Genomic DNA, 26,381 nt, shown 5'->3' with positions numbered 1-26,381 from the left:
CACCCCGACGCTGATGAACTACGACGAGGCGCTGGCGAAGTTCGAGCCGGTCCTCGGGGTCGAGACGCACATCGAGCTGGACACCGCGTCCAAGATGTTCTGCGGCTGCCCGACGACGTTCGGGGCGGAGCCGAACACGCAGGTGTGCCCGGTCTGCCTGGGGCTGCCGGGGGCGCTGCCGGTGACCAACCACGCGGCGATCGAGGGCATCATCAAGATCGGCCTCGCGCTGAACTGCGAGATCGTGGAGTGGTGCAGGTTCGCCCGGAAGAATTACTTCTATCCGGACATGCCGAAGAACTTCCAGATCTCGCAGTACGACGAGCCGCTCTGCGTGGACGGTCACCTGGACGTCGAGGTCGACGGCGAGACGTACCGCATCGAGATCGAGCGCGTCCACATGGAGGAGGACACCGGCAAGTCGCTGCACGTCGGCGGCGCGACCGGACGCATCCACGGCGCCGAGTACTCGCTCGTCGACTACAACCGGGCCGGCATTCCGCTGGTGGAGATCGTCACCAAGCCGATCGCGGCGACCGGTGACAGGGCGCCGCTCGTGGCCCGGGCCTACGCCACGGAGCTGCGGGAACTCGTCCGTTCGCTCGGTGTGTCGGACGTCCGCATGGAGCAGGGCTCGATGCGCTGCGACGTGAACGTGTCGCTCATGCCGCGCGGCGCGCAGGAGTGGGGCACCCGGACGGAGACGAAGAACGTCAACTCGTTGCGGTCGGTGGAGCGGGCCGTCCGGTCGGAGATCGAGCGGCAGGCGGGCGTGCTGGACTCCGGCGGGCGCGTGATCCAGGAGACCCGCCACTTCCACGAGGACACCGGCCGCACCACCAGCGGGCGCAGCAAGGAGGAGGCGCAGGACTACCGGTACTTCCCCGAGCCCGACCTGGTGCCGATGGCGCCGTCGAGGGAGTGGGTCGAGGAACTGCGCGCGTCGCTGCCCGAGCTTCCGGCCGCGCGCCGCCGCCGCATCCAGCGGGAATGGAACCTGTCCGATCTGGAACTGCGGGACGTCGTCAACGCCGGTGCCGTCGACCTCATCGAGGCGACGGTCGCGCAGGGCGCGGACGCCGCGGCGGCCCGCAAGTGGTGGATGAACGAGCTGTCGCGGCGCGCGACCGAGCAGGGCGTCGAGCTGGCGGACCTGCCGATCACGCCCGCGCAGGTCGCCCGCGTGCAGGCGATGATCACCGCCGGGGAGCTGAACGACAAGCTGGCCCGCAAGGTGTTCGAGGGCGTCCTCGCGGGGGAGGGCACGCCGGACGAGGTCGTCGCCGCGCGCGGCCTGAAGGTCGTGAGCGACGAGGGCGAGCTGGCGTCCGTGATCGACCAGGTGATCGCCGGCAACGCGGACGTGGCCGACAAGATCCGGGCCGGGAAGGTCGCCGCCGCCGGCGCCCTCGTCGGCGCCGTGATGAAGGCCACCCGCGGGCAGGCCGACGCAGGCCGCGCCCGCGAGCTGATCCTGGAGAAGCTCGGCGCGTCCTGACCGCGTGCCGCCGTCCCGTGACCGCCGGCCCGTGGCCGCGCCGCGGGACGGCGGTCAGCCGAGCGGGACGCCGAGGATGCGGTCGTCGGCGGGCACGGGCTCACCGCGGCCGTCGCGGTTGCTGGTGGTGACCCAGAGCGAGCCGTCCGGCGCCCGGACGACGGCGCGCAGCCGGCCGTAGCCGTTCTCGAAGTGCGGGACGGGACGGCCCGCCTTGCCGTGGTCGAGGGGGACCTGCCAGAGGCGCCGCCCGCGCAGCGCGGCCGCCCACAGGGACCCGCCGGCGTAGGCGAGGCCGGACGGAGACGCCTCGTCGGTCGTCCAGGTCAGCAGCGGATCGGTGAACCCCTTGCGGTGCCCGAAGCCCTCGACCTCGGGCCAGCCGTAGTTGTGGCCCTTCTCGATCAGGTTGATCTCGTCGAAGCGGTTCTGCCCGAACTCGGTGGCGTAGAGGCGGCCCTCGTCGTCCCAGGCGAGGCCCTGGACGTTGCGGTGCCCGTACGTCCAGACGCGGGTGCCGAACGGGTTGCCGGGCGCCGGCCTCCCGTCCGGGGTGACGCGGAGGATCTTGCCGCCGAGGGAGTTCTTGTCCTGGGCCACGCCGCCCTCACCGGTCTCGCCCGTGGTGATGTAGAGCATCCTGTCGGGCCCGAACGCGAGGCGCCCGCCGTTGTGGACGGCGCCCTTCGGGATGCCGGTGACGATCGGCTCCGGCGTGCCGAGCCGTCCGTCGTAGGTGGCGCGGACGACACGGTTGTCGGACGCGGTCGTGCAGTACAGGTAGATCGAACGGTCGGTCGGATACGACGGGGACACCGCCACGCCCAGGAGCCCGCCCTCGCCCTCGGGCTTCACGCCGGGCACCGTCCCGGCGACCGTCTTCCGCCCGGACGGGGTGACCCGCACGAGCCGGGCCGAGTCGCGTTCGGTCACCAGGGCGTCGCCTCCCGGCAGGAACGCCGCCCCCCACGGGACCTCCAGCCTCGTTGTGATCGTGCGCGGGGTGCCCGGCCGGGCGCCGGCCGGGGCGCTCGACGGCAGCGGCGGCGGCGTGTGCGCGGTGCCGCCCCCGCCGGACGATGAGGACGAGCAGCCCGCGAGGAGCACCGCGGACGAGATCAGGACGATTGTGCGCAGTCGCATGGACGCCTCCCGCAGTGAGTACGGATCCGGCGGACAGGTCGTTCCCCGTCACCGAACGTCATGCCGGGCACATCGCCGATTCGGTGACGGACGGCCCCTGGACATCCCGAACGGGGCGGCGACGAGGTCGTTTGTCGCCGGGAGGACGCTCAGCCTCAATCGCTCCGTGACCTACCGAACGTACAGTGAGCGACACGGTGATCCCGTAGTGCAGCAACGTCGCTGATCTCCGGCAGGCGGCTCCGGCAGGCACAGCTCCCCCAGGCACGCCGGCGCGCCCGCCACCGGCCCGCGCCGACCATGCGCGGGGCACGTTTCATGACCTTCCGGCCGTTGTACGAGCGGCGAGGGTCGTGGACCCGCTCCCCCCGGCGTGCGGCGTCACCGTTTCGCGGGGGCCGATCAGCTCCACCAGGGGGCAGGAAGGGACACGGCGTGATGAGCGGCGATTACGCCAGGCGGGTACCGCCGCGTACGCTGCCGGTCGCCATGGCCGCGGTCGTCGGCCTGCTGTACGCCACCGGCTCGCTGCTGGGCTGGGGCGGCCGGGCCTTCATCGCGTGGACGGAGGCGGGCGCCGCGGGCGCCGCCGCGATCTCCCTGCTGCTGTCGTCCCGGCTGCCGGACGGTGTCCCGGCGGAGCCGGGCGTCCCGCGCGGGCTCTGGCGCGCGTCGTGGCGCTGGTACGGCATCGCCGCGGCGTCCTGGTTCGCGGGCGCCGTCGGCAGCGCGCTGTCGGACGGCCCGGGCCGCAGCGCCCTGTCGCTCTCGGTGCCCGACCTCTTCTACCTGTTCGCACTGGTAGCGCTCGTCACGGGCCTCATCGTCCCGATAAGACCGCCCCGCGACGCGGGAACGTGGCTGCGTTACGCCGCGGACACCTATGTCTGCGCCTGCGCGCTGTTCGTGCTCGGCTGGGTCGCGCTGTTCGGCACCCTCTACCACCGGTCAGGGGAGTCGCCGCCGGAGTTCCTGCTGGAACTGCTGTACCCGGTGATCGACATCGTGTTCGTCTGCGGTGCGCTGCCGTTCGTCCTCGGCGCCGCGCACGGGCACCGCCGCCTCGCCTGGATGGGGTACGGCGCGCTGACGGCGATCGCGGTCGCCGACATCGTGACCACGTTCGTCCGGCTGGAGGGCGGCGGTCCGGTGGACGACCCGTCCGACATCCTGCGGCTCGCCGGGCTGCTGCTCCTGCTGCTGGTGCCGTGGACGGGCCCGGCCGCGGGCCCGGACCTGCCCGTCGACGACATCCCCGCGGACGTCGAGCCCGCCGCCGAGGAGCGCGGCCGCATGATCGGCCCCGGCATCGCGCCCGCCGCCGTCGCGGCCGCGGCGGCGCTGTTCATCGCGGGCCACTCCCTCACCGGGCGGAACGGCCTGGAGCCCGCGGTGTCGATCGCCGCGGGCTCGGCGGCGCTGGTGCTGATCGCGCGCCTCGCCGGGCTGCTGCGCGAGAACGAGGCGCTGCGCCGCGCCGTGGACACCGGTGAGGAGCACTTCCGGGCGCTGTCGGAGAGCATCAACGACGCGGTGCTCATCTGCGACCTCGACGCGACCGTCCAGTACGCGAGCGCGGGCGCCCTCCGGACGTACCGCTACACGTCCGACGAACTGCTCGGACGCCCGCTGAACGAGATCATCCACCCGGAGGACCTGCCGCGCGTCCAGGCCGTGTTCACCGAGTTCCTGGACGAGGAGGCCGGCCCCGGCGGGCCGGACGACGCGCTGCGGGTGTCGTGCCGGGTACGCGCCGCGGACGGCACGTGGCTGCCGACCGAGTCGACGATCTCCCGGTACAGCGGCTCGGACGGGACCCCGGCCCGGCTGCTGGTCACCACCCGCGACCTCAGCGAGCGGGCCGCGCTGCAGCGGCAGGTCGCGCACCTGACGTTCCACGACGGGCTGACGGGCCTGCCGAACCGCGCCTATTTCGAGGAGCGGACGCGGGAGGTGCTGTCGCGGCAGCCGTCCGGCGGCACGGTCGCGGTCGTGTTCGTCGACCTGGACGGTTTCACCGCGGTGAACGACTCCGAGGGGCACGCCGCCGGTGACCAGGTGCTCGCGCAGGCGGCGCGGCGGCTGCGCGCGAACGTCCAGTCCGACGACACGGTGGCGCGGTGGGGCGGCGACGAGTTCGCCGTCCTGGTCCAGTTGCCGCCGGACGCCCGGGAGACCCGCGCCACGGTCGAACTCGCGGGACGGCTGCTGCGCGTGCTCTCGGTCGACCCGTATCAGGTCGGTGACAAGCACATCGTGCTGACCGCCAGTGTCGGCATCGCGTTCGCCGGGGACGAGGAGGAGCCCGCCGGCACCGACACGGACGCGGGCCGCAGGCTCCGCCGCAGCGCCGCCGACCTGCTGCGCAACGGCGACCTCGCGATGGCCCGCGCGAAGGAGCTGGGCGGCGGGCGCGTCGAGGTGTACGCGCCGCACATGCACGCCGACGTCGTCCGGCGGCTGGAGCTGGGCAGCGACCTGCAGGCGGCGCTCGCCGAGGAGCAGTTCGCGGTCGAGTTCCAGCCGGTGGTGGACCTCGCGACGTCCCGGGTGACCGGGGTGGAGGCGCTGCTGCGCTGGTGGCGCGGGAACGAGGCGGTGTCGCCCGAGGAGTTCATCGGCCCGGCCGAGGAGACCGGCCTGATGATCCCGCTCGGCGGCTGGGTGCTGCGGGAGGCGTGCCGGGAGGTCGCCCGGTGGCGCGGCGACTCGTGGGACGTGGGCCTGTCGGTGAACTTCACCGCCCGGCAGATCGCCGCGCCCCGGTTCGTGGAGTCGGTCGCGGCGGCGCTGGAGGAGACCGGGCTGCCGCCGAGCGCGCTCACGCTGGAGGTCCGCGAGGAGGTCCTCGTCGAGGACGCCGGCCAGAACGTGGAACGGCTGTCGGAGCTGCGCGACCTCGGCGTCCGGCTCGCGATCGACGACTTCGGCACCGGGTACGCCTCGCTCGCCTATCTCGGGCAGCTCCCGGTCGACGTCATCAAGATCGACCCGTCGTTCGTGGCGGGTCTCGGCTCGGACGAGACCCGGACGCTGCTCACCCGGACGATCGTGCGGCTCGGCAGCGACCTCGGGCTGACCGTGGTCGCGGAGGGCATCGAGCGGCCCGAGCAGCTGGAACTGCTGCGGGAGATGGGCTGCCCGCGCGGCCAGGGTTTCCTCGTCGCGCGTCCGATGGCGGCCGGGCGGGTCGAGTCGCTGGTGCGGACGAACCTGGCCGGGCGGAACCGTCCCGGCGATGTCGCCCTGCCCCTGCCGGGGTGACCTCCGACACATCTGTCTCAGATGGTGGGACAAAGTGTCCACGAATTTGACCGGCGGCCGGACATCGGCGAAAGTGGGCTCGTGCAGAGCACTTCCACCATCCTCGTAGTACTTGGTCGGCGCGCAGGCTGATCAAGCTTCTCGTCCTGCGCGCCTCCCCTCGACCGCTTCACGGCGGCGGGGGTTTTTTGTTGCCCGGAGAGCCAAGACTCACATTCCCCAAGGAACCGCAGAATCATGACGACCGAACAGATGACGGGAGCCCAGGCGCTGGTCCGCGCCCTGGAGAACGTCGGCGTCGACACCGTGTTCGGCATTCCGGGTGGCGCGATCCTCCCGGCGTACGATCCGCTGTTCGACTCCAAGAAGCTGCGCCACATCCTCGTCCGGCACGAGCAGGGCGCGGGGCACGCCGCCCAGGGCTACGCGATGGTGACCGGCAAGGTGGGCGTGTGCATGGCCACCAGCGGGCCGGGCGCGACCAACCTCGTCACGGCGATCTCCGACGCCTACATGGACTCGGTGCCCATCGTCGCGATCACCGGCCAGGTCGCGTCCTCCCTCATCGGGACGGACGGCTTCCAGGAGGCCGACATCGCCGGCATCACGATGCCGATCACCAAGCACAACTTCCTGGTCACCGACGCCGCCGACATCGCCCGGACGATCGCCGAGGCGTTCCACATCGCGAGCACCGGCCGGCCCGGCCCGGTCCTCGTCGACATCGCCAAGGACGCCCTGCAGGCCACCGTTGGCTTCGACTGGCCTGTCACGCTCCAGCTCCCCGGGTACCGGCCCGTCACCCGGCCGCACTCCAAGCAGGTCCGCGAGGCGGCACGGCTGATCGTCCAGTCCGAGCGCCCGGTGCTGTACGTCGGCGGCGGTGTGCTGAAGGCCGGCGCGTCCGCCGAGCTGAAGGTGCTCGCCGAGCTGACCGGCGTGCCCGTCGTCACCACGCTGATGGCCAAGGGCGCGCTGCCCGACAGCCACCCGCTGCACATGGGCATGCCCGGCATGCACGGCGCGGTCGGCGCGGTCGGCGCGCTGCAGCGTGCCGACCTGCTGGTCGCGCTCGGCGCCCGGTTCGACGACCGGGTCACCGGCAAGCTGGACGGGTTCGCGCCGCACGCCAAGGTCGTGCACGCCGACATCGACCCGGCGGAGATCTCCAAGAACCGGCACGCCGACGTCCCGATCGTCGGGGACGCCCGTGAGGTCATCGCCGACCTGATCGTCGCCGTGCAGAACGAGCACGAGGCGGGCCGCAAGGGCGACTACACCGACTGGTGGCGGCAGCTCAACGCCTGGCGCGAGACATATCCGCTGGGCTACGACACACCGGACGACGGCTCGCTGTCCCCGCAGTACGTCATGGAGCGGATCGGGCGGATCGCCGGACCGGACGCCTACTACGTCGCGGGTGTCGGCCAGCACCAGATGTGGGCCGCGCAGTTCATCAAGTACGAGCGCCCCGGCGCGTTCCTGAACTCCGGCGGGGCGGGGACGATGGGCTACGCCGTCCCGGCGGCGATGGGCGCCAAGGTGGGCGCGCCCGATACGACGGTCTGGGCGATCGACGGCGACGGCTGCTTCCAGATGACCAACCAGGAGCTCGCGACCTGCGCGATCGAGGGTATCCCGGTCAAGGTCGCCGTGATCAACAACGGCAACCTCGGCATGGTCCGGCAGTGGCAGACGCTCTTCTACAACGAGCGCTACTCCCACACCGGCCTCAAGCCCCAGGCCGAGCACGCCGTGAAGCGCATCCCGGACTTCGTCAAGCTGGCCGAGGCGTACGGTTGTGTCGGCCTGCGCTGCGAGAGGGCCGAGGACGTCGATGAGGTCATCGCCAAGGCCATGGAGATCAACGACGCGCCGGTCGTGATCGACTTCGTGGTGCACGAGGACGCCATGGTCTGGCCGATGGTCGCGGCAGGAACCACCAACGACGACATCAAGATCGCGCGGGACATGGCGCCCGAGTGGGAGAACGGAGACTGACCCCGATGAGCCTGCACACCCTCTCGGTGCTGGTGGAGAACAAGCCCGGCATCCTGGCCCGGGTCGCGGCGCTGTTCTCCCGGCGCGGTTTCAACATCGAGTCGCTCGCGGTCGGCGTCACCGAGCACCCGGACATCTCCCGGATGACGATCGTCGTGAACGTCGCCGACCTGCCCCTCGAACAGGTCACCAAGCAGCTCAACAAGCTGATCAACGTCCTGAAGATCGTCGAGCTGGACTCCTCGGCGTCGGTGCAGCGCGAACTGGTGCTCGTCAAGGTGCGCGCCGACGCCGAGACACGCTCCCAGGTGCTGGAGACCGTCAACCTGTTCCGTGCCAAGGTGGTGGACGTCGCACCCGAGGCCGTCACCATCGAGGCGACCGGCAACCGCGACAAGCTGGACGCGTTCATCCGGGTCCTGGAGCCGTTCGGCATCAAGGAACTGGTCCAGTCGGGCATGGTGGCCATCGGCCGCGGCGCCCGGTCCATCACCGACCGCTCGCTGCGGGCCATCGAGCGCAGCGCGTAACCCCGTGGGGGACGCCCCCCACACCTCCGGCAGCCGTGTGGGGGGCGACCCCCACACCCCCGGCAAACCAACGAAAACAACGAAAGGCAACAGCACTGTGGCTGAGATGTTTTACGACGACGCCGCCGACCTGAGCGTGATCCAGGGCCGGCACGTGGCGATCATCGGCTACGGCAGCCAGGGGCACGCGCACGCGCTCTCGCTGCGCGACTCCGGCGTGGACGTCCGGGTCGGGCTCCGCGAGGGGTCGGCGAGCCGGGAGAAGGCGGAGGCCGAGGGCCTGCGCGTGGTCACCCCGGCGGAGGCGGCCGAGGAGGCCGACCTCATCATGCTGCTGGCCCCTGACCACCACCACCGGGAGATCTTCGAGAAGGACATCAAGCCGGCGCTCGTGGAGGGCGACGCGCTGTTCTTCGGCCACGGCTTCAGCATCCGCTACGACCTCGTCCAGCCGCCGGAGGGCGTGGACGTGGCGATGGTGGCGCCGAAGGGGCCGGGGCACCTCGTCCGCCGCCAGTTCGTCGCCGGACGCGGCGTGCCGGTGATCGTGGCGGTGGAGAAGGACGCGTCCGGCAACGCCTGGCCGCTGGCCCTCTCCTACGCCAAGGCGATCGGCGGGCTCCGTGCGGGCGGCATCAAGACCACGTTCACCGAGGAGACCGAGACCGACCTGTTCGGCGAGCAGGCCGTGCTGTGCGGCGGCGTCTCCGAGCTGATCAAGACCGGGTTCGAGGTGCTGACCGAGGCCGGCTACCAGCCGGAGGTCGCCTACTTCGAGGTCCTGCACGAGATGAAGCTGATCGTCGACCTCATGTACGAGGGCGGCATCGCCAAGATGTACTGGTCGGTGTCCGACAACGCCGAGTACGGCGGCTACAGCCGCGGCCCGCGCGTGATCACGCCGGAGACCAAGGCCGCGATGAAGAAGATCCTCGGCGAGATCCAGTCCGGGCAGTACGCCAAGGAGCTGGTGGACGAGTTCGAGGGCGGCCAGAAGCAGTTCCAGCAGTACCGCGAGGAGCTGGCCGGGCACCCGATCGAGAAGACCGGGGCGGAGCTGCGTCCGATGATGAGCTGGCTGAACGACTAGTCCGCGCTTCGCACCGAAGGCGCGGGGGCCACCTGGCCCCCGCGCCTTCGCGCATTGGATGCATACTCGGTATTGCGAGAGCCATACTCCGTATGCATACTTGGTAGGCATGTCGATCCGTCATGGCCTGCTGGCACTGCTGTCCCAGGGGCCCCGCTACGGCTACCAGCTGCGCGCCGAGTTCGAGTCCTCGACCGGCGCCACCTGGCCGCTCAACATCGGCCAGGTCTACTCCACGCTCTCCCGCCTCGAACGCGACGACTTCGTCACCCGCGTCGGCGCCGACGGTGAGGGCCGCTTCGTCTACCGGATCACCCCGGCGGGTGAGGAGGACGTCCGGCGGTGGTTCGCCACCCCGCTCGTCCGGTCCGACCGGCCGCGCGACGAACTGGCGATCAAGCTGGCGATGGCCGTCACCACCCCCGGCGTGGACGCCGCCCGCGTCGTCCAGGTCCAGCGCACCGCCACGCTGCGCTCTCTCCAGGACCTCACCCGGCTGAAGGCCGACGCGCCCGCCGTCCCCGCCGACCAGGGCGACCGCGCGTGGCGGCTCGTCCTGGAATCCATGATCTTCCAGGCGGAGGCCGAGGTGCGCTGGCTGGACCACTGCGAGTCCTACATCGTCCGCGCCGAGCCGCCCGCACCCGCGGCTCCCGCCGAGGCGCCCGCACGGGCCGACGAGGAGGCGCGGCGATGAGCGTCCTGTCCATGCGGGGCGTCTCCCGCGACCACGGGACGGGGCCAGGTCTCGTACACGCCCTCGCCGAGGTGACGCTGGACGTCGCACCGGGCGAGTTCGTCGCGGTGATGGGCCCCTCCGGCTCCGGCAAGTCGACCCTGCTGACGCTCGCCGGCGGCCTCGACGCGCCCACGTCCGGGCAGGTCGTCGTGGACGGCGCCGACCTCGGCGCGCTCAGCCGGGCCGAACGCTCGGCGCTGCGCCGCCGCGCCGTCGGCTACGTCTTCCAGGACCTCAACCTCATCCCCAGCCTGACCGCCGCCGAGAACGTCATGCTGCCGCGCGAACTGGACGGCGTCCGCACCCGCCAGGCCCGCGTGGAGGCGCGGCACGCGCTGAGCGAGGTCGGCGTCGCCGAACTCGCCGACCGGTTCCCGGACGAGATGTCCGGCGGCCAGCAGCAGCGCGTCGCGATCGCCCGCGCGCTCGTCGGCGACCGCCGGCTCGTCCTCGCCGACGAGCCGACCGGCGCGCTCGACAGCCACACCGGCGAGGACGTCATGCGGGTGCTGCGGGGCCGCTGCGACGCGGGCGCGTCCTGCCTGATGGTCACGCACGAGTCCCGGCACGCCGCCTGGGCCGACCGGGTCGTGTTCCTGCGCGACGGCCGGATCGTCGATGCCACCCCAGACCGCTCCGGGCCCGAGACCCTGCTCCAGGAGGCGAAGTGAATCGCTACCGATTCGCGCTGCGCCTCGCCCGGCAGGACGCGCAGCGCGCCAAGGGGCGCACGGCGCTGATCCTGGGCATGATCGGGCTGCCGGTCGCCGCCGTCGTCGCCCTGGCCGTGCTCTGGCGCACGGCCGGGGCGGCAGAGCCGGAACCGGCCCAGTCGAGTTCCGGCGAGGGCGCCGTGCTCGCGATGATCTTCGCGATGGTCGTGCTGGAGATCGTCCTGCTGGCGGGCCCGGCGTTCGCGGTGGACGTCCGCAGGCGCCGCCGCGACCTCGCGCTCGTCGCGGCGGCCGGCGGCAGCGGCCGGCACCTGCGTGCCACGGTCCTTGCGAGCGGGCTGCTGCTCGGCGGGGCCGCCGCGGTCGGCGGGGCCGCGCTCGGCATCGCCTCGGCGTCCATCGTCAACCGCGCCACCGGCGGCGACGCGCCGTCCCTGGCGGTGCCGTGGCTCGCCGTCGCCCTGACGATGCTGTTCGGCGCGGGCAGCGGGCTGCTGGCCGCGCTCGTGCCCGCCGCGCAGGCCGCCCGGATGGACGTCGTCGCCGCCCTCGCCGGCCGCCGCGAACCGCCCGGCCCGGCCCGCCGCGGCTGGCCGATCGCCGGCGGCATGCTCGTCCTCGCGGGCCTCACGCTGTCGGTGTGGGGCACCCGGCAGTGGCGGGAACTCGGCGCGGCGGCCGGCGCGGCGCTGGTCATCATCGGGCTCGTGCTCGCCTGCCCGTGGCTCGTCGGCACCACCGGGCGGCTCGCCCCCCTGCTGCCGATGCCGCTGCGCTTCGCCGTCCGGGACGCCGCGCGCAACCGGTCCCGCACCGCACCCGCGGTCGCCGCGATCATGGCCGCCGTCGCCGGGATCACCGCGCTGGCCATCGGGGGCGCCAGTGACTTCCGGCAGCGGCAGATCGAGTACCAGCCGAAACTGCCCATGGGGTCGGCGCTGGTCCGGCCGCCGCTGGACCGGGCGGACGCGGTCGGCCAAGCCGTCTGGCGCGCCCTGCCCGGTGTGCCCGTCCGCACGCTGAAGGCCCTGCCCGGACCGGGGACCGCCTGCCCGCCCGGCGACACGGCGCAGTGCCCCGGCGTCGAGTTCGCCGGGGGCTCCGAGCTGTACGACGGCTCCGTCGTCATGGACAACGTGGTCGGCGGCCCCCGCGAGGCCGCGATGCTGCTCGGCGCCGAGGACCCAGCCGTCACCTCCGCGCTGAACGCGGGCAAGGTCGTGCTGTTCGGGGTGCGGCCGCCGGCCGAGGGCAAGGTGACCGCCACGGTGTTCTACTGGGCGAACGAGGAACAGCGCACCATCCGGACGATCAAGGACCTGCCGGCCGTCGCCGCCTCCGGCGACTCGCCCGTGCGGACCATCGTTCCCCCGGCGGTCGCCGAGCGGATCGGGCTGCCCGTCCGGACGGAGGCGTTCGGCATCGACCGCGCGGACCACCGCGTCACCGAGGCCGAGCAGGCACGGCTGGACAGGGTCCTGGACTCCTTCTCCAAGGACGAGGGCGCCGTCTACGTCGAGCGGGGCTTCACCAAGTCGTTCGACGAGATCACCCTGGCGCTCGGGGCGGCCGCGGCGATCCTGGTGTTCGGCGGCGCGCTGATCGCGACGGGCCTGGCGTCCGCCGACGCCCGCCCCGACCTCGCGACGCTCGGCGCGGTCGGCGCGGGACCGCGCGCCCGCCGGCTGCTGACCATGGGCCGGGCCGGGTTCATCGCCGTGCTGGGCTGCTGGCTCGGCATCGCGGGCGGCCTCGTCCCCGGCATCGCGGTGACGCGTCCGCTCACGGCGCAGGTCGAGGAGTTCGGCGCGCCGCAGCACGGCACGATCATCGACATCCCGTGGGCGCTGCTGGCGGCCATCGCCGTCGGCCTCCCGCTCCTCGCCGCGCTCGTCGCCGGGGCGTTCACCCGGTCGAACCTGCCCATGACGCGTCGCAATCCGACTTAGGAAACGCGTGGCCCGAAACTCAGCCGCGCGCCGGACCGATGGTAGCGTCCGGCGCGTGGCGGAGATCGTCGTGGCGCGGGGACCCGCCGGCGAGATCCCCGCCGGCGCCGGGGGAGGCACCCGGCGCCGCCTGCCGCCCGCCGCGCTGATCGCGGCGAGCGCGCTGCTGTACGCGGCGTACTCGCTGATGCGGCTGCGCGCCTTCCGGACCGGCAGTTACGACCTGGTGATCTTCGATCAGGCGGTTCGCTCCTACAGCCGGTTCGATCTTCCCGTCGCGATGGTCAAGGGCGTCCACAACGACTTCGGCCCCCACTTCTCCGTCCTCGGCGACCACTTCTCGCCGATCCTGGCGCTGCTCGCGCCGCTCTACTGGATCCACGGCGGCCCGGAGACGCTGCTGGTCGCGCAGGCCGTGCTGTTCGCGCTCGCGATCTGGCCGATCTGGCGGTACACCGAACGCAGGCTCGGCCGCGGCGCCGCGTACTGCGCGGCCGTCGCGTACGCGCTGTCCTGGCCGATCGCCGAGGCGCTCGCGTTCGACTTCCACGAGGTCGCGTTCGTGCCGCTGCTGTCGGCGCTGCTCGTCGAGCGGTACGACGCGGGACGGCGGGTCCAGGCGGCAGGGGCCGCGTTCCTCCTGCTGCTCACCAAGGAGGACATGGGGCTCCTCCTCGCGGGCTTCGGCATCTACCTGCTCACCCGTCCGGACGAGCAGGAAGGCGAGCGCCGCGGGTTCGGCGACCTGCTGCCGCGAGGCGACCGGCGCGCCGGCCTCACCTACGTCGTGGTCGGGCTGGCCGCCACCTGGGTCTGCTCCCGCGTCCTCATCGCGGCGTTCGGCGGTGACAACGGCTACTACTGGGCGTACGGAGCGCTCGGCCCGGACGTGCCGCACGCCGCCGCGCACGCGCTCACCCATCCGTGGGACGTCCTGACCGTGCTCGCCGACCCGCCGCAGAAGGTCGTGACGATGGCGCTGGTCGTCCTGCCGCTGCTCCTGCTGCCGCTCGCCTCCCCGCTGACGCTGACCGCGCTGCCGCTGCTGGCCGAGCGGATGCTCGCCAGCCGCTTCGGCAACTGGTGGGAGCCGCACTATCACTACAACGCGTTCATCGTCGCCGTGCTCGTCCTCGCGGCGGTGGACGGGGCGGCGCGGCTGCGCGGACGGCTCGGGGCGGCGCGGCGGGTCCCGCCCGTCCCGCCGATGGCCGGGGCGCTGGCCGCCACGCTCGTCTGCGTGCCGTTCTTCGCCTACCGGTACCTGGCCGATCCGGCGCTGTGGCAGCCGAACGAACGCGCCCGCGCGGCATCGGCGGCGGTCGCGACGATCCCCGACGGCGCGCTCGTCGAGGCCGCGAACGGTGTCGGACCGGCGCTGACCTCCCGCGCCCGCGTGCTCCTGTGGGACGAGCACCCGCGCGGCGCGCCCTGGGTGGTCGCGTACGTCGGACAGCTGGAGTTCCCCTTCCCGTCGGTCGCCGAGCAGCGGCGGCGGGTCGCCCGGCAGGAGGCCGCCGGCTACCGGGTGATCTTCCAGCGGGAGGGCTACATCGTGCTGCACCGGGACGCCCCCGATCCCTGGTGAAGCATTTCACGATCGTTTGGACGGATTGTCCAGTGACCCACGGGGAAGATCACGGTCAGAAAGCCGGTGAAGGTGTCGCCGGGATAAATATCCCTACCCTTTCTGGGTACTTTGCCTGATACTTGAAGAAAGCGGTGACGGGTGCGGCCGGTACTGGGAGTACCTGCGCGAACACTTACGTGACCGCCGCCGCGGCGGGCGTTGAGGCGGAGTGCATGAGCGGTGTGAGGCTGATCGAGGGCAACGGAAGGTCATCGGCCGGAGGCGACGCGCAATTCCCTGCCGGCGCGGCAATCCCGCGGGCAGGTAAATCTCCGAATAACGGTGCGGAGTCATGACATGCCGGCGCGAGGGGACAGGGACGTCCGGCGCTGGGAGACGTGCGGGCAGGCGTGGATCGGCGTGCTCCGGCACGTCTGGGCGGCCGGGGAGGCCGGGCTGGAGGACGGCGGTCCCATCATCGAGGGGCCCCCGCTGGTGTTCGAGATCAACTCGCTGAGCTGGGAGGACCCGATCCTGCACGAGCACGGCGACCGGGTGCGGCTGGTCCGGCGGGCGCAGGAGCGCACCCGCCGTGTCGTCCGCGGGCGGTACTGGCCGAGGCTGCACGACCTGGACGGGCACGACCAGATCCGGTGGGTGGTGGACCTGCTGCGGGCCAGGCCGTGGACGACGAGCGCGTGGATCTCGCTGACGATCCCGGGTGAGCCGGCGGACGGGCTGCCCGCCCTGACCGCGCTGTCGTTCCGCATCCGCGGCTACCGGCTGATCATGACGGCGATGTTCCGGTCGCAGAACGTCCACCGCGGCTACCTGATGTACATCCCGCTGCGCGAGGTGCAGTTGCAGGTGGCCGAGGAACTGGGGCTGCCGGCCGGTCCGCTGCGGGTGTTCGTGGACGTCCCGCACATCCACGTCGCCGACGCCGAGGGAGTGGCGTGCGTGCTCGCCGCGGTGCCGGAACCGAACGCGGCCTGACGAACCGGGGCGAACCCGGCCGGACTGCCCGTACCGGCAGTTAAGGGTGGGTGTTTCCCCGCCGCCGACTGCGGCGGCCCACGGGTTATAGACTCGCTGGCAGGGGCGAGGGCACGACGAGGTGACTCGCGACTTCACCTGCACAGCACACGAACATCCACTTTCCGAAGGACTGTTTCCTCTTGAGCAAGCCCGTCGTCCTCGTCGCAGAAGAACTCTCCCCGGCCGGCATCGCCGTGCTGGAAGCCGACTTCGACGTCCGGCACGTCGACGGCAGTGACAAGGAGCAGCTGCTGGCCGCCGTCGCCGACGTCGACGCGCTGATCGTCCGCAGCGCCACCAAGGTCACCGCCGAGGTGTTCCAGCACGCCAGGAAGCTGCGGGTCGTCGCCCGCGCCGGCGTCGGCCTCGACAACGTCGACGTGGAGGCCGCCACCAAGGCCGGCGTCATGGTCGTCAACGCGCCCACGTCCAACATCGTCACCGCCGCCGAGCACGCGATCGCGCTGCTCCTCGCCACCGCGCGCAACGTCCCGCAGGGGCACGCCGCGCTCAAACAGGGCGAGTGGAAGCGCTCCAGGTACACCGGCGTCGAACTGCAGGGCAAGACCGTCGGCGTCCTCGGCCTCGGCCGCATCGGCGTCCTCGTCGCGCAGCGCCTCGCCGCCTTCGACATGAACGTGGTCGCGTTCGACCCCTACGTGCAGGCCGCCCGCGCCGCGCAGCTCGGCGTGAAGCTCGTCACGCTGGAGGAGCTGCTCCGCGAGAGCGACTTCATCACCGTCCACCTGCCGAAGACGCCCGAGACCCTCGGCCTCCTCGGAGACCGAGAGCTGCGGCAGGTCAAGCCGTCCGTCCGGATCGTCAACGCGGCCCGCGGCGGGATCGTGGACGAGGAGGCCCTCGACCTCGCGATCAAGGACGGCCGGGTCGCCGCCGCCGGCATCGACGTGTTCAGCACCGAGCCGTGCACCGAGAGCCCGCTGTTCCACCACGACAACGTGATCGTCACCCCGCACCTCGGCGCCAGCACCCACGAGGCGCAGGAGAAGGCGGGCACGCAGGTCGCCCGCTCGGTGAAGCTCGCGCTGTCCGGCGAGTTCGTGCCGGACGCCGTGAACGTGCAGGGCGGCGCGGTCGCCGAGGACGTCAAGCCCGGGCTGCCGCTCGCCGAGAAGCTCGGCCGCATCTTCACCGCGCTCGCCGGCGGCGTCCCCGTCCGGCTGGACGTGGTGGTCCGCGGCGAGATCGCCGAACACGACGTCAAGGTGCTGGAGCTGGCCGCGCTCAAGGGCGTGTTCGTGGACGTCGTCGAGGAGGCCGTGACGTTCGTCAACGCGCCGCTCCTCGCCCGTGACCGCGGCGTCGAGGTCACCCTCACCACGTCCGAGGACAGCCCCGACTGGCGCAACGTCGTGCAGGTGCGCGGCACCATGTCCGACGGCGCCGTCGTGTCGGTGTCCGGCACGCTCACCGGCCCGAAGCACGCCGAGCGGATCATCGAGATCAACGGCTACAACATGGAGCTCGTGCCCACCGAGCACATGGCGTTCTTCTCCTATGTCGACCGCCCCGGCATCGTCGGCGCGGTCGGCAAGCTGCTCGGCGACGAGCAGGTCAACATCGCCGGGATGCAGGTCGGCCGCGACGTCAAGGGCGGCAAGGCGCTGATCGCGCTGACCGTCGACTCGGCCATCTCCCCGCAGCTCGTCGACGCCATCACCCGCGAGGTGGGCGCCGACATGGGCCGCCGCGTGGAGCTCACCGGCTGAGCCGGGGTTTTCGTCCCCGCGGGCGGGCGGTCCGGCCTTGCGCCGGGCGCCCGCCCGTGGCGCTTCTCACCCTTCCCTTGTCTCAGATATTGAGATTCTCTGCCACGGGTCGGGACAACCCCGCTGGAGCGGAGGTAATCTCGCAAGAAGTCATGCGGCGCTTCGTGGTAATCCTTCGCTGCCGCAGCGGGGCCTGATCATCGGCAGGCCGGCACCCGCTGCGGAGGTTCTGCCTGGCCGTGAGCCCGATTTTCGCGCCGGACCGTGCGAACCACGGCCTCCCGGCGGCCCTCTCGCCACAGCTCAGCGAATCTGGAGCATTCCATCATGAACGACACCTGGACCAACGCGCCCGCCGACGACGCCGAAGAAGAGGCCGCCCGCGCCCTGCAGACCGCCCTGGACCGCCGGGCGGACTGAGCGGTCGCGATGCGAGACTGGGCTCATGCCGGTCGAGGTCGTGCCCGCCGAGGTCGCGGGAGTGCTGCGCGACGTCGCCCGGCTCGGGCCCTACTTCGAGATCGTCACGGCGCCCGCCGGGGCGGCGGACCGCGCGTGGCGGCCTTTTCCCGGTGATGCCGCGCGGCTGCGGGCGCTGACCGGGGATTACGCCGAGCGGCTCGGGACGGACGAGCGGCGGGTGGCCGCCTCGCTGGTCTTCCAGGGGCTTGCGTCCCGGCTGTGGTCGCCGGTGGTCGCGGCGGCGGCACTCGGGATCGTGCCGGATCTGGCCGGGCTGCGCTGGCGGTGGGCGCCGGGCGAGCCGATCGCCCTGGGGCTCGCGGAGCCGCGTGGCTGGCGGGTCGAGAGCACCGCGCAGGCCGCCGCTCTCATTCACCCCATGATCGTGGACGGTTGCCTGCGGCCGTTCCGCGACATGGTGCTGACCTTTGTCAAGCTCGCGGACGGGCTGGTGTGGGGGAATGCCGCGTCCGCGCTTGCCGGGGGGCTCAATGTCGGGCCCGCCGGTCCCGCGCGGGTCGCGCTCGTGCGGGAACTGCTCGGGCGGGAACCGCTGGCCGGAGCGGGGGAGTTCGGGTCGGGCGGGTTCGTCCGGAACAACTGCTGCCTGTACTACCGCGTGCCGGGCGGCGGGATGTGCGGGGATTGCGGGCTCGCCCGATGAATGTCCGTTATGCGAGATGGAAGCCCACGCACTGAGACGTTTGCAGTAGAGTGCGCGCATGGCTTCGCGCAGCATTCGTCTGGCCGTCATCCCGGGGGACGGGATCGGCCCCGAGGTGGTCGCCGAGGGACTGAAGGTCCTCGATGCGGTGCCCGGCGACCTCACGTTCGAGCAGACCACCTACGACCTGGGCGCCGCCCGCTGGCACCGGACGGGGGAGACGCTGCCCGACTCGGTCCTGGCCGAACTGCGTGAGCAGGACGTCATCCTGCTCGGCGCCGTCGGCGACCCGAGCGTGCCCAGCGGGACGCTGGAGCGCGGCCTGCTGCTGCGGACCCGGTTCGAACTCGACCACTACGTCAACCTGCGCCCGGTCAAGCTGTTCCCCGGCGTCACGACCCCGCTGGCCGGCGTGACGCCCGGCGACATCGACATGGTCGTCGTCCGGGAGGGCACCGAGGGCCCGTACACCGGCGTCGGCGGCGTCCTTCGGAAGGGCACGCCGCACGAGGTCGCCACGCAGGAGAGCGTCAACACCGCCTTCGGCGTCGAGCGGGTCATCCGGTACGCGTTCGAGGTCGCCGCGTCCCGCGCCCCCCGCGCAGGCGGGGTTGGTCCCAAGCTGACGCTCGTCCACAAGGACAACGTCCTTACCTTCGCGGGCGATCTCTACCAGCGGACGCTCCGGCGAGTTGCCGAGGAGTATCCGCAGGTCTCCACGGACTACGTCCATGTTGACGCGGCCACGATGTTCTTCGTGTCCCAGCCGCAGCGGTTCGACGTCGTCGTCACCGACAACCTGTTCGGCGACATCATCACCGACATCGGCGCCGCGATCGCCGGCGGGATCGGGCTCGCCGCGTCCGGCAACGTCAACCCCGACCGCACCGCCCCGTCGATGTTCGAGCCGGTGCACGGCAGCGCGCCCGACATCGCCGGGCAGGGCAAGGCCGACCCGACCGCCACGATCCTGTCCGTCGCCATGCTGCTCGACCACATGGGCGAGTCCGACGCCGCCCGCCGCGTCGAGCAGGCCGTCTCGGACGACCTGGCCGAGCGCGCCGCCCTCGGCGCGCGGTCCACGTCCCAGATCGGCGACGCGATCGCCAAGCGAGTATCCGGATAGGGGCACGCCGCCTATCCGGCCGGACCGGGCGTGCCCTCGCGGCGCGCCCGGATTTCCGTATGCGCCGCGCGGAGGAGCAGGTCTAGACGAAGTACGACAATAGGGACTAGAGACGCCACAGGCGGCGACGGGGCCGCCCGGCGATCCGCGAGAGGACGAACCGCGATGAGCGACACCCTGGACTTCGAGATCACGCGCACCGAGCGGCCCGCGACCGCCGAGGAGCGCGCGGCGGTCCTGGCCGACCCCGGCTTCGGCCGGCACTTCACCGACCACATGATCACGATCAGGTACTCGGCGGAGCGGGGCTGGCACGACGCGAAGCTCGAACCGTACGGGCCGATCCCGATGGACCCGGCCTGCCAGGTGTTCCACTACGCCCAGGAGCTCTTCGAGGGACTCAAGGCCTACAAGCAGCCGGACGGGTCGGTCGTCGCGTTCCGCCCCTACATGAACGCGGCCCGGATGAACCGCTCCGCCAGGCGGATGGCGATGCCGGAGATCCCCGAGCAGCTGTTCGTGGACGCCGTCGAACTGCTCGTCCGCACCGACCGGGACTGGGTCCCGGACGCCGAGGGCCACAGCCTCTACCTCCGGCCGTTCATGTTCGCCACGACCCGCGCGCTCGGCGTCAACAGCCCGGCGAGCGAGTTCCTGTTCATGGTCATCGCGTCCCCGTCCGGGCTGTACTACCCGCGCGGTATCAGGCCCGTCTCGGTGTGGCTGTCGCAGGACTACACCCGCGCCGCGCCCGGCGGCACCGGCGAGGCCAAGTTCGGCGGCAACTACGCGGCGTCCTTCGCCGGGCAGGCCGAGGCCGTCGCGCAGGGCTGCGACCAGGTCGTCTGGCTCGACGCGGTGGAGCACCGCTGGGTCGAGGAGGTCGGCTCGATGAACCTCATGTTCGTCTACGGCTCCGGTACGCGGGCCCGGCTCCTCACCCCCGCGCTCACCGGCACGCTCCTCGCCGGCGTCACCCGTGACTCGATGCTCAAGCTGGCCCCCGACCTCGGCGTCCCCGCCGAGGAGGGCAAGATCAGCATCGACGAGTGGGAGGCGGGCTGCCGGTCCGGCGAGATCACCGAGGTGTTCGGCTGCGGCACCGCCGCGATCATCAGCCCGGTCGGCCGGGTCAAGGGCCGGGACCGGGAGTGGCTGATCGGCGACGGCGAGCCCGGCGAGATCTCGATGCGGCTGCGCCAGGAACTGGTCGGCATCCAGTACGGCACCCGTCCCGACCCCTACGGCTGGATTCACAAGATCGCCTGATCGTGTACCGGCCCGGCTCCCCGCAGCGGACGGAGCCGGGCCGGATCGGGTCGCGATCGGCCGGGCATCTCACATGATGGACCGGTGGTCTCAGCATCGTCCGGCGTATGGCACACTGGGGACCATCATGCGCCACAGCCTCGTCATTATCGGCTGGCGCGCCGGCAGCTAACGGGACACCGCCGGCGCGCAGACCTCTCACGTCCGTGGGGGGTCTTTTTTGTGCCCTGGCGCTTGATCCCTCTGGGGGTTCTCATCTATGCAAGGCGACGCGTTCCACGTCTACGACACCACCCTGCGCGACGGGGCGCAGCAGGAGGGGCTCAACCTCTCCGTGCCCGATAAGCTCGCCATCGCGCGGCACCTCGACGACCTGGGCGTCGGCTTCATCGAGGGCGGCTGGCCGGGCGCCAACCCCAAGGACACCGAGTTCTTCAGGCGGGCTAGAACAGAGCTCGACCTGAAGCACGCGCGGCTCACCGCGTTCGGCGCGACCCGCCGGGCCGGGGTGAAGGCGGCCGACGACCCCCAGGTCGCCGCCCTGCGCGAATCCGGCGCGCCCGTCGTGACCCTGGTCGCCAAGAGTCACGACAGGCACGTCGAGCTGGCCCTCCGCACCACCCTGGAGGAGAACCTCGCGATGATCCGCGACACGGTCTCCCACCTGCGTGCGGAGGGCCAACGGGTCTTCCTGGACGCCGAGCACTTCTTCGACGGCTACAAGGCCAACCGTGCCTACGCGCTGGAGGCGGTCCGCACCGCCGCCGAGGCCGGCGCGGACGTCGTCGCGCTCTGCGACACCAACGGCGGCATGCTGCCGGACGAACTGGCCGAGATCGTCCACGAGGTCGTGGGGTACGGGGTTCGGGCCGGTATCCACTGCCACGACGACTCCGGCTGCGCGGTCGCGAACACGCTTGCCGCGGTCAAGGCCGGTGCCACCCACGTGCAGGGCTGCGCGAACGGGTACGGGGAGCGCAGCGGCAACGCCAACCTGTTCACCGTCCTCGGAAATCTGCAGCTCAAGCGGGGTATGAGCCTCGTGTCGGACACGCAGCTCGCCGAGATGACCCGGATCGCGCACGCGGTGTCCGAGGTCACCAACGTCGCGGCCGCCTCCCAGCAGCCGTACGTGGGCGTGTCGGCGTTCGCGCACAAGGCGGGGCTGCACGCGTCCGCCGTGAAGATCGACCCGGACCTGTACCAGCACATCGACCCGGCCGCCGTCGGCAACGACATGCGGATGCTGGTGTCGAGCATGGCGGGCCGCGCGTCCGTCGAGCTGAAGGGCCGCGAGCTGGGCTACGACCTGTCCGGCGAGAAGTCCAAGGCCGTCGTCGGCAGGGTGAAGGAGCTGGAGGCGACCGGCTACACCTTCGAGGCGGCGGACGCCTCGTTCGAGCTGCTGCTGCGCGAGGAACTGACCGGCGTCCGGCAGCGGCACTTCGAGGTCGAGTCCTGGCGGTCGATCGTGGAGCGCCGCCCGGACGGGTCCATGGTCAGCGAGGCCACCGTGAAGCTGCACGCCAAGGGCGAGCGGATCATCGCGACCGGGGAGGGCAACGGCCCCGTCAACGCTCTCGACAACGCGCTGCGCCTCGCGCTCGGCCGCCTCTACCCCGAGCTGGCGCGGCTGGAGCTGGTCGACTACAAGGTCCGCATCCTCGAAGGGGCGCACGGAACCGACGCGCGGACGCGGGTTCTCATCGAGTCCGGTGACGGCGAACGCGAGTGGGGGACGGTCGGCGTCGAGGACAACGTCATCGCCGCGTCCTGGCAGGCCCTCGAAGAGGCCGTCACGTACTGCCTGCTGCGCGCGGGCTACGAGGCGGGCTGACCGGCGGGGCGCCCCGGCCGCGCGGACCTCGCCCACTAGCAGGCCCGCAGCTCGGGCGTGCCGCCCTCCAGCATGAGCCACGCCGACAGCGACGTCTCCTTCACCCGGACCCGGACGCGCGAGAAGCGGCTCGGGTCGACCAGGCCGGGGGCGGGCGTGATCACGGTGTCGAACACGAAGTCGGACGTGACGAACGCCAGGTCGGCGCCCGTCTGCGCGACGCGCCGTTTCACCGCGGGCGCGTCCACCATGCGCCGCGTCGTGATGATGGAGACGCCGGCCACGCCCTTCGGGCCGCGCCGCACGGGACCGACGTGCAGCGCGGCCCGCAGCTGCAGCCGGGTCGCCTCGGAGGCGCGCCGGTTGTGCCGCCGCAGCTCCGCGGCGAGGTGCGCGAGCATCGGGTCGACGACCCGGTCGGTCGGTGTGGCCGGCGGGACGATGACGAGCGCGCCGTCCCCGCGGTCCTCGTGGTAGAGGCGGGAGAGGGCGAGCCCGGACGCGGTGAACGCCTCGCCCATCAGGTCGTACATGGCGTTCAGGACGTACTCGCGGTCGGCGTCGGTGCGCCCCGGCGAACTGAACCCCGTGATGTCGGTGATGAGGATCGAGCAGTTGCCCCGCGGTTCGTCGGACCGGTCGTGCGGGTCGCGCCGTTCGACCTGCCGCCGGTAGACCTGCTGCTCCAGGACGGCCCGCACCCGCGGATTCCCGTCCAGGAAGGCACCGAACTCCCGGGCGCCGATCCGTAGCGCCTGGACGTCGCTCTCCGCCGTCACGGTGGCGGACCGGTCCCGGACCATCAGCGCGGCCCGCTCGCCGACCAGTTCCCCGGTGCCGCGGAACGCGATGATCCGCTGCTCGGCGCCCTCCCGGACCCATACCCGCGTCCAGCCGGACTGGATCACCACGACCTCGGCGGCGGGCCCGCCCTCCCGGCACAGGACGTCCTCCTTGCGGTAGAGGTGCCTGCGCGCCCGCGCGAGGAGTTCATGCTTCTCCGCCGGCGTCAGCGCGTCCCAGAATGTCCTGTCCGGACCCGGCGTGGCCACGTCCGCGGCCGGTGCGATCGTCACCGTCGGCAACGCCGGCGGCCCGGACGTCTCCTGCAGCGTCTCCGCCCGCATGAGCCGGACGACCGCGTTCGTCATGCTCACCGCGGGGAACGACAGGAACGCCAGCACGCCGCTGATCGCGGCGATGTGCGAACCGTCCATCAGGTAGCCCAGCACCACGGCCCCGAGCGTCACGGAGGTCATGATCTGCGTGTTCAGCAGGCCGCCGGCGTGCGAGGCGGTCCGCCTGCGCAGCCGCGCCGTCCAGCGGTTCAGTCTCACGGAGTCTTCCTTCCCCCGGAGGGACCGGCGTGGTGTCCGCCGGCTCCTCGGTGTTGGTCCGTCCCCACGTCCCCCTTAAAGAATAGGACAACACGCATATGAAGACCATACAATGACTGTATGAAAGACAGTAATGAATGTGTGACCTGATGGAAAGCCGCAAGTCTCGGATGTTTCCGCGTCGATCATCGGGGGAACCTCTCACATGCATGCTGTACGTGGGGCATGGTTCTGCTGGCGAAGGGATGTATGATCGCCTGACCGGCGAGGGTGCCCGACACCCGCATCGGACGCAGGGCGGACCGGGCTCCGCGCCCCGGGATTGGAGTGAGCTCTCATGACGAACTCTCGGGCAGCCGCCGGAACATCGGGTGGGGCCATGGACGCGGACGATCCCGGCCGTCGCGCCGACGCCGCCCCGCAGAGCGAGCGCGTGACGGTCAACCTCACCGGCAAGGCCGTCCAGGCCCTCCAGCGCCTCCAGGAACAGACCGGCTACAACAAGACCGACTGCATCAACCGCGCACTGATCATCGCCGGTGAGATCGAGGGCATGTCCCGCGACCCCGGCGCCTTCTACTGGCGCGAAACCCCCGACAGCGACCTCATGCTCGTCCGCTTCGTCTGACGCGGCATCCACGTCCCCCGGCGCGGGACGTGCGGGCCATGGCGGTGAGAGAAGCGCGCCGTTCGCACCGGATGGAGGACGCCCGTGCCGATTGCGGCGATGTCACACGGGGGCGTAATGCGCCTCCAGGGGCGCTTCCTCGATGATCCGGCTCGGACGGGCGGGCGGGGACGGAGGCAGGGGTTTCTGGAACAGGGCGCCTGAAGGGGTCTTGTCGCTGGTGGTGCGGATGGCGACGTCCTCGAAGCCCTGGCGGCGGTAGTAGGCGTGAAGGTCGGTGTTGTCGGTCCACACGTCGATTCGGATCAGCTCCGCGTTGCGCTGCAGGGACGCGCCCTTGCGTCCGGCCCAGTCGATCAGTTCGGCGCCCAGACCGCCGCCGGCGTAGGCGCGGTCGACGACCAGGCGGTGCAGGTAGACGGCCTCGGTCCGGCGTTCCTCCGGCGTCCAGAGTTCCTCGTGGCCGATCAGCTTGATGGACACGGTGCCGATCGGATGTTCGCCGTCGAACAGGAGCCATGTCTGCCCGTCCAGCAGGGCTTCGTAGACGCGCTTGCGGCGCCCGTCCGGGCTGGGCCAGGGCCGGGCCCACTGCGAGGTGTTCTTCTGGGACCGCAGCCAGTCGGCCGCGTGGTCGATCAGTCCGAGGACGACGTCGAGCTCGTCCGGCCGGGCGCGGCGGATGCGGTAGCTGGCATGGGCGGCCCGGCTGCGCCGGCGGCCCCTTGTGTCGGTGTCCACGTGCTCCTGACTCCGAAAAAAGAAAGACCGAGCCCCCGCCTCCTGGCCGGATGTGGGAGCGCGGTGGCTCCCTTTCGGTCGGGAAGGGGGGGCCTATGGATGGATGTGTGTGACCGCCGCCGTGGTCGGGCGGCGGCGGCCTATCCGCTTCCGGCGTCCTCGGCCGGCGGGGATTCGGGCGGAATGTCCCGGCTGGCCGCCAGACCCGGCGTCCGGAGTACGTCGTCGGGGACCTGCCCGTCGTTGTAGTGCAGCCGCACACGGTCGGCGGGCCAGACCGTCACGGTGAGCCGGAAGGCCTTGCCGTCCGGGGAGTAGGCCGTCCGGACGGTTTCGAAGACGACGCCGGCCGCGGACTCGCCGAGGCTGAAGAACCGCTTCTCGTTCTCGTCCGGGATGCGGGCCTTGATCTCGTCGTGGAAGCCGACCTCGTGGTAGCCGAGAGCCTCGCCCAGGTACGCCACGGCGCCCTCGGGGATGTCGCGCGGGTAGAGCAGGCGGGACGCGCCGCCGGTGGCGAAGTCGAGCGGGTAGAAGGACGTCTGGAGGGCCCACGGCTTGTCGTCGAGGAAGATCTCCTGGTGGCGGGAGATGAACTCCGAGCCGGGGTTCGTCTGCAGGTAGCGGGCGATGACCTTGGTGCCCTCCTGGACCTCAACCTTCACCGGCGACACCGACACGTTCCGGTTCGCGGGGATGGCGGCGTCGCGGTTGTACCACTCCTCCGACTTGGGGCCGGGCGCGAGACCCAGTTCGACCGCGCGGAGCGTGATGTGCACGATGTTGGGCCGGGGCACGACGAACGTCCCCTTGCCCTGCTCCGAGACGACGTACCCCTGCTGCCGGAGCCAGGAGAGCGCGTCCCGGACGGTGTTGCGGGACGCGCGGTAATGGGCTTCCAGCTCCTTCTCGGGAGGCAGCGGCCGCCGTCCGGACGCGCCGTCCTCGGGGGTGAGGTCGCCCGACTCGATGCGCCGGCGCAGGTCGTGGGCGATGTCACGCCAGCGGAGAGGCGTTGTGCGAGCCATCTGATCCGCTCCCTTCCGGCCATGTCCGCTCCAGGTCGTACCGACCGCCCGGAGCGGGACGGA

General features: G+C 71.8%; 19 protein-coding genes and 1 pseudogene. 16 read left to right on the top strand and 4 right to left on the bottom strand.

The window, feature by feature from the left end:
• Positions 1–13: 13 nt before the first annotated feature.
• A complete protein-coding gene (gene gatB / locus AF1_RS04755) occupies positions 14–1,498 on the top strand; it encodes an Asp-tRNA(Asn)/Glu-tRNA(Gln) amidotransferase subunit GatB (RefSeq protein WP_067793779.1) in 1,485 nt (494 codons plus the stop codon).
• Positions 1,499–1,552: 54 nt separating this feature from the next.
• Here gatB and AF1_RS04750 read toward each other — a convergent pair whose 3' ends face one another.
• A complete protein-coding gene (locus tag AF1_RS04750) occupies positions 1,553–2,641 on the bottom strand; it encodes a PQQ-dependent sugar dehydrogenase (RefSeq protein ID WP_067793762.1) in 1,089 nt (362 codons plus the stop codon).
• A gap of 438 nt (positions 2,642–3,079) precedes the next feature.
• On the opposite strand from AF1_RS04750, the gene AF1_RS04745 reads away from it, so the two are divergent.
• From AF1_RS04745 to cimA, 14 genes and pseudogenes are all read left to right on the top strand, one after another.
• A complete protein-coding gene (locus AF1_RS04745) occupies positions 3,080–5,905 on the top strand; it encodes a putative bifunctional diguanylate cyclase/phosphodiesterase (protein WP_067793761.1) in 2,826 nt (941 codons plus the stop codon).
• Positions 5,906–6,124: 219 nt separating this feature from the next.
• Positions 6,125–7,906: pseudogene (locus AF1_RS04740) on the top strand (acetolactate synthase large subunit); the annotation flags it as partial.
• Positions 7,907–7,911: 5 nt separating this feature from the next.
• Positions 7,912–8,436 (top strand): acetolactate synthase small subunit, encoded by a 525-nt coding sequence (gene ilvN / locus AF1_RS04735; protein ID WP_067793759.1) that lies wholly within the window; start codon positions 7,912–7,914, stop codon positions 8,434–8,436.
• Between the two features lie 106 nt (positions 8,437–8,542).
• A complete protein-coding gene (gene ilvC / locus AF1_RS04730; RefSeq protein WP_067793758.1) occupies positions 8,543–9,526 on the top strand; it encodes a ketol-acid reductoisomerase in 984 nt (327 codons plus the stop codon).
• Positions 9,527–9,635: 109 nt separating this feature from the next.
• On the top strand, positions 9,636–10,223 hold the full coding sequence (locus tag AF1_RS04725) for a PadR family transcriptional regulator (protein ID WP_067793757.1): 588 nt from the start codon (positions 9,636–9,638) through the stop codon (positions 10,221–10,223).
• Positions 10,220–10,936, top strand: a complete 717-nt coding sequence (locus AF1_RS04720) for an ABC transporter ATP-binding protein (RefSeq protein WP_067793756.1) — start codon at positions 10,220–10,222, stop codon at positions 10,934–10,936. Before AF1_RS04725 ends, AF1_RS04720 begins: the two co-directional genes overlap by 4 nt.
• Positions 10,933–12,888, top strand: a complete 1,956-nt coding sequence (locus tag AF1_RS04715) for an FtsX-like permease family protein (protein ID WP_067793755.1) — start codon at positions 10,933–10,935, stop codon at positions 12,886–12,888. Before AF1_RS04720 ends, AF1_RS04715 begins: the two co-directional genes overlap by 4 nt.
• A 55-nt stretch (positions 12,889–12,943) precedes the next feature.
• Entirely contained in the window at positions 12,944–14,476 is a 1,533-nt protein-coding gene (locus AF1_RS04710) for a DUF2079 domain-containing protein (protein ID WP_067793754.1), read from the top strand.
• Positions 14,477–14,815: 339 nt separating this feature from the next.
• Positions 14,816–15,454: a thymidylate synthase family protein gene (locus tag AF1_RS04705; protein WP_242608852.1), complete on the top strand. Its 639-nt coding sequence runs from the start codon at positions 14,816–14,818 to the stop codon at positions 15,452–15,454.
• A gap of 182 nt (positions 15,455–15,636) precedes the next feature.
• A complete protein-coding gene (gene serA, locus AF1_RS04700) occupies positions 15,637–17,226 on the top strand; it encodes a phosphoglycerate dehydrogenase (protein WP_067793753.1) in 1,590 nt (529 codons plus the stop codon).
• A gap of 445 nt (positions 17,227–17,671) precedes the next feature.
• Positions 17,672–18,352, top strand: coding sequence for a (2Fe-2S)-binding protein (locus AF1_RS04695; RefSeq protein ID WP_067793752.1), 681 nt, complete (start codon positions 17,672–17,674; stop codon positions 18,350–18,352).
• 58 nt (positions 18,353–18,410) lie between these two features.
• On the top strand, positions 18,411–19,478 hold the full coding sequence (locus tag AF1_RS04690; protein WP_067793751.1) for a 3-isopropylmalate dehydrogenase: 1,068 nt from the start codon (positions 18,411–18,413) through the stop codon (positions 19,476–19,478).
• 165 nt (positions 19,479–19,643) lie between these two features.
• Positions 19,644–20,747, top strand: a complete 1,104-nt coding sequence (locus tag AF1_RS04685) for a branched-chain amino acid aminotransferase (RefSeq protein WP_067793750.1) — start codon at positions 19,644–19,646, stop codon at positions 20,745–20,747.
• 259 nt (positions 20,748–21,006) lie between these two features.
• Complete coding sequence (cimA, locus tag AF1_RS04680; protein WP_067793749.1) at positions 21,007–22,584, top strand: citramalate synthase; 1,578 nt, start codon at positions 21,007–21,009, stop codon at positions 22,582–22,584.
• A 35-nt stretch (positions 22,585–22,619) separates the two neighbouring features.
• Here the strand turns inward: cimA and AF1_RS35735 are convergent, their stop codons facing one another.
• Positions 22,620–23,921, bottom strand: a complete 1,302-nt coding sequence (locus AF1_RS35735; protein WP_067793748.1) for a cyclic nucleotide-binding domain-containing protein — start codon at positions 23,919–23,921, stop codon at positions 22,620–22,622.
• Between the two features lie 379 nt (positions 23,922–24,300).
• On the opposite strand from AF1_RS35735, the gene AF1_RS04670 reads away from it, so the two are divergent.
• Complete coding sequence (locus tag AF1_RS04670) at positions 24,301–24,549, top strand: hypothetical protein (RefSeq protein WP_067793747.1); 249 nt, start codon at positions 24,301–24,303, stop codon at positions 24,547–24,549.
• Positions 24,550–24,651: 102 nt separating this feature from the next.
• On the opposite strand, the gene AF1_RS04665 is transcribed toward AF1_RS04670, so the two are convergent.
• Both AF1_RS04665 and AF1_RS04660 read right to left on the bottom strand, forming a co-directional pair.
• The gene (locus AF1_RS04665) at positions 24,652–25,290 is read right to left on the bottom strand and encodes a GNAT family N-acetyltransferase (protein WP_067793746.1); all 639 of its coding nucleotides are present in this window, start codon (positions 25,288–25,290) and stop codon (positions 24,652–24,654) included.
• 140 nt (positions 25,291–25,430) lie between these two features.
• Positions 25,431–26,318, bottom strand: coding sequence for a GntR family transcriptional regulator (locus AF1_RS04660; RefSeq protein WP_067793745.1), 888 nt, complete (start codon positions 26,316–26,318; stop codon positions 25,431–25,433).
• Positions 26,319–26,381 lie beyond the last annotated feature (63 nt).

Source organism: Actinomadura formosensis NBRC 14204, from assembly GCF_001552155.1.
GTDB lineage: Bacteria > Actinomycetota > Actinomycetes > Streptosporangiales > Streptosporangiaceae > Spirillospora > Spirillospora formosensis.
This window is presented reverse-complemented; position numbering and strand designations above follow the sequence as displayed.

Excerpts from the sequence above, each read along its gene's own strand:
- gatB (WP_067793779.1), top strand. The coding sequence starts at position 14 with ATGAACTACGACGAGGCGCTGGCGAAGTTCGAGCCGGTCCTCGGGGTC.
- AF1_RS04750 (WP_067793762.1), bottom strand. The coding sequence starts at position 2,641 with ATGCGACTGCGCACAATCGTCCTGATCTCGTCCGCGGTGCTCCTCGCG.
- AF1_RS04745 (WP_067793761.1), top strand. The coding sequence starts at position 3,080 with ATGAGCGGCGATTACGCCAGGCGGGTACCGCCGCGTACGCTGCCGGTC.
- ilvN (WP_067793759.1), top strand. The coding sequence starts at position 7,912 with ATGAGCCTGCACACCCTCTCGGTGCTGGTGGAGAACAAGCCCGGCATC.
- ilvC (WP_067793758.1), top strand. The coding sequence starts at position 8,543 with ATGTTTTACGACGACGCCGCCGACCTGAGCGTGATCCAGGGCCGGCAC.
- AF1_RS04725 (WP_067793757.1), top strand. The coding sequence starts at position 9,636 with ATGTCGATCCGTCATGGCCTGCTGGCACTGCTGTCCCAGGGGCCCCGC.
- AF1_RS04720 (WP_067793756.1), top strand. The coding sequence starts at position 10,220 with ATGAGCGTCCTGTCCATGCGGGGCGTCTCCCGCGACCACGGGACGGGG.
- AF1_RS04705 (WP_242608852.1), top strand. The coding sequence starts at position 14,816 with ATGCCGGCGCGAGGGGACAGGGACGTCCGGCGCTGGGAGACGTGCGGG.
- AF1_RS04695 (WP_067793752.1), top strand. The coding sequence starts at position 17,672 with ATGCCGGTCGAGGTCGTGCCCGCCGAGGTCGCGGGAGTGCTGCGCGAC.
- AF1_RS04690 (WP_067793751.1), top strand. The coding sequence starts at position 18,411 with ATGGCTTCGCGCAGCATTCGTCTGGCCGTCATCCCGGGGGACGGGATC.
- AF1_RS04685 (WP_067793750.1), top strand. The coding sequence starts at position 19,644 with ATGAGCGACACCCTGGACTTCGAGATCACGCGCACCGAGCGGCCCGCG.
- cimA (WP_067793749.1), top strand. The coding sequence starts at position 21,007 with ATGCAAGGCGACGCGTTCCACGTCTACGACACCACCCTGCGCGACGGG.
- AF1_RS04670 (WP_067793747.1), top strand. The coding sequence starts at position 24,301 with ATGGACGCGGACGATCCCGGCCGTCGCGCCGACGCCGCCCCGCAGAGC.
- AF1_RS04660 (WP_067793745.1), bottom strand. The coding sequence starts at position 26,318 with ATGGCTCGCACAACGCCTCTCCGCTGGCGTGACATCGCCCACGACCTG.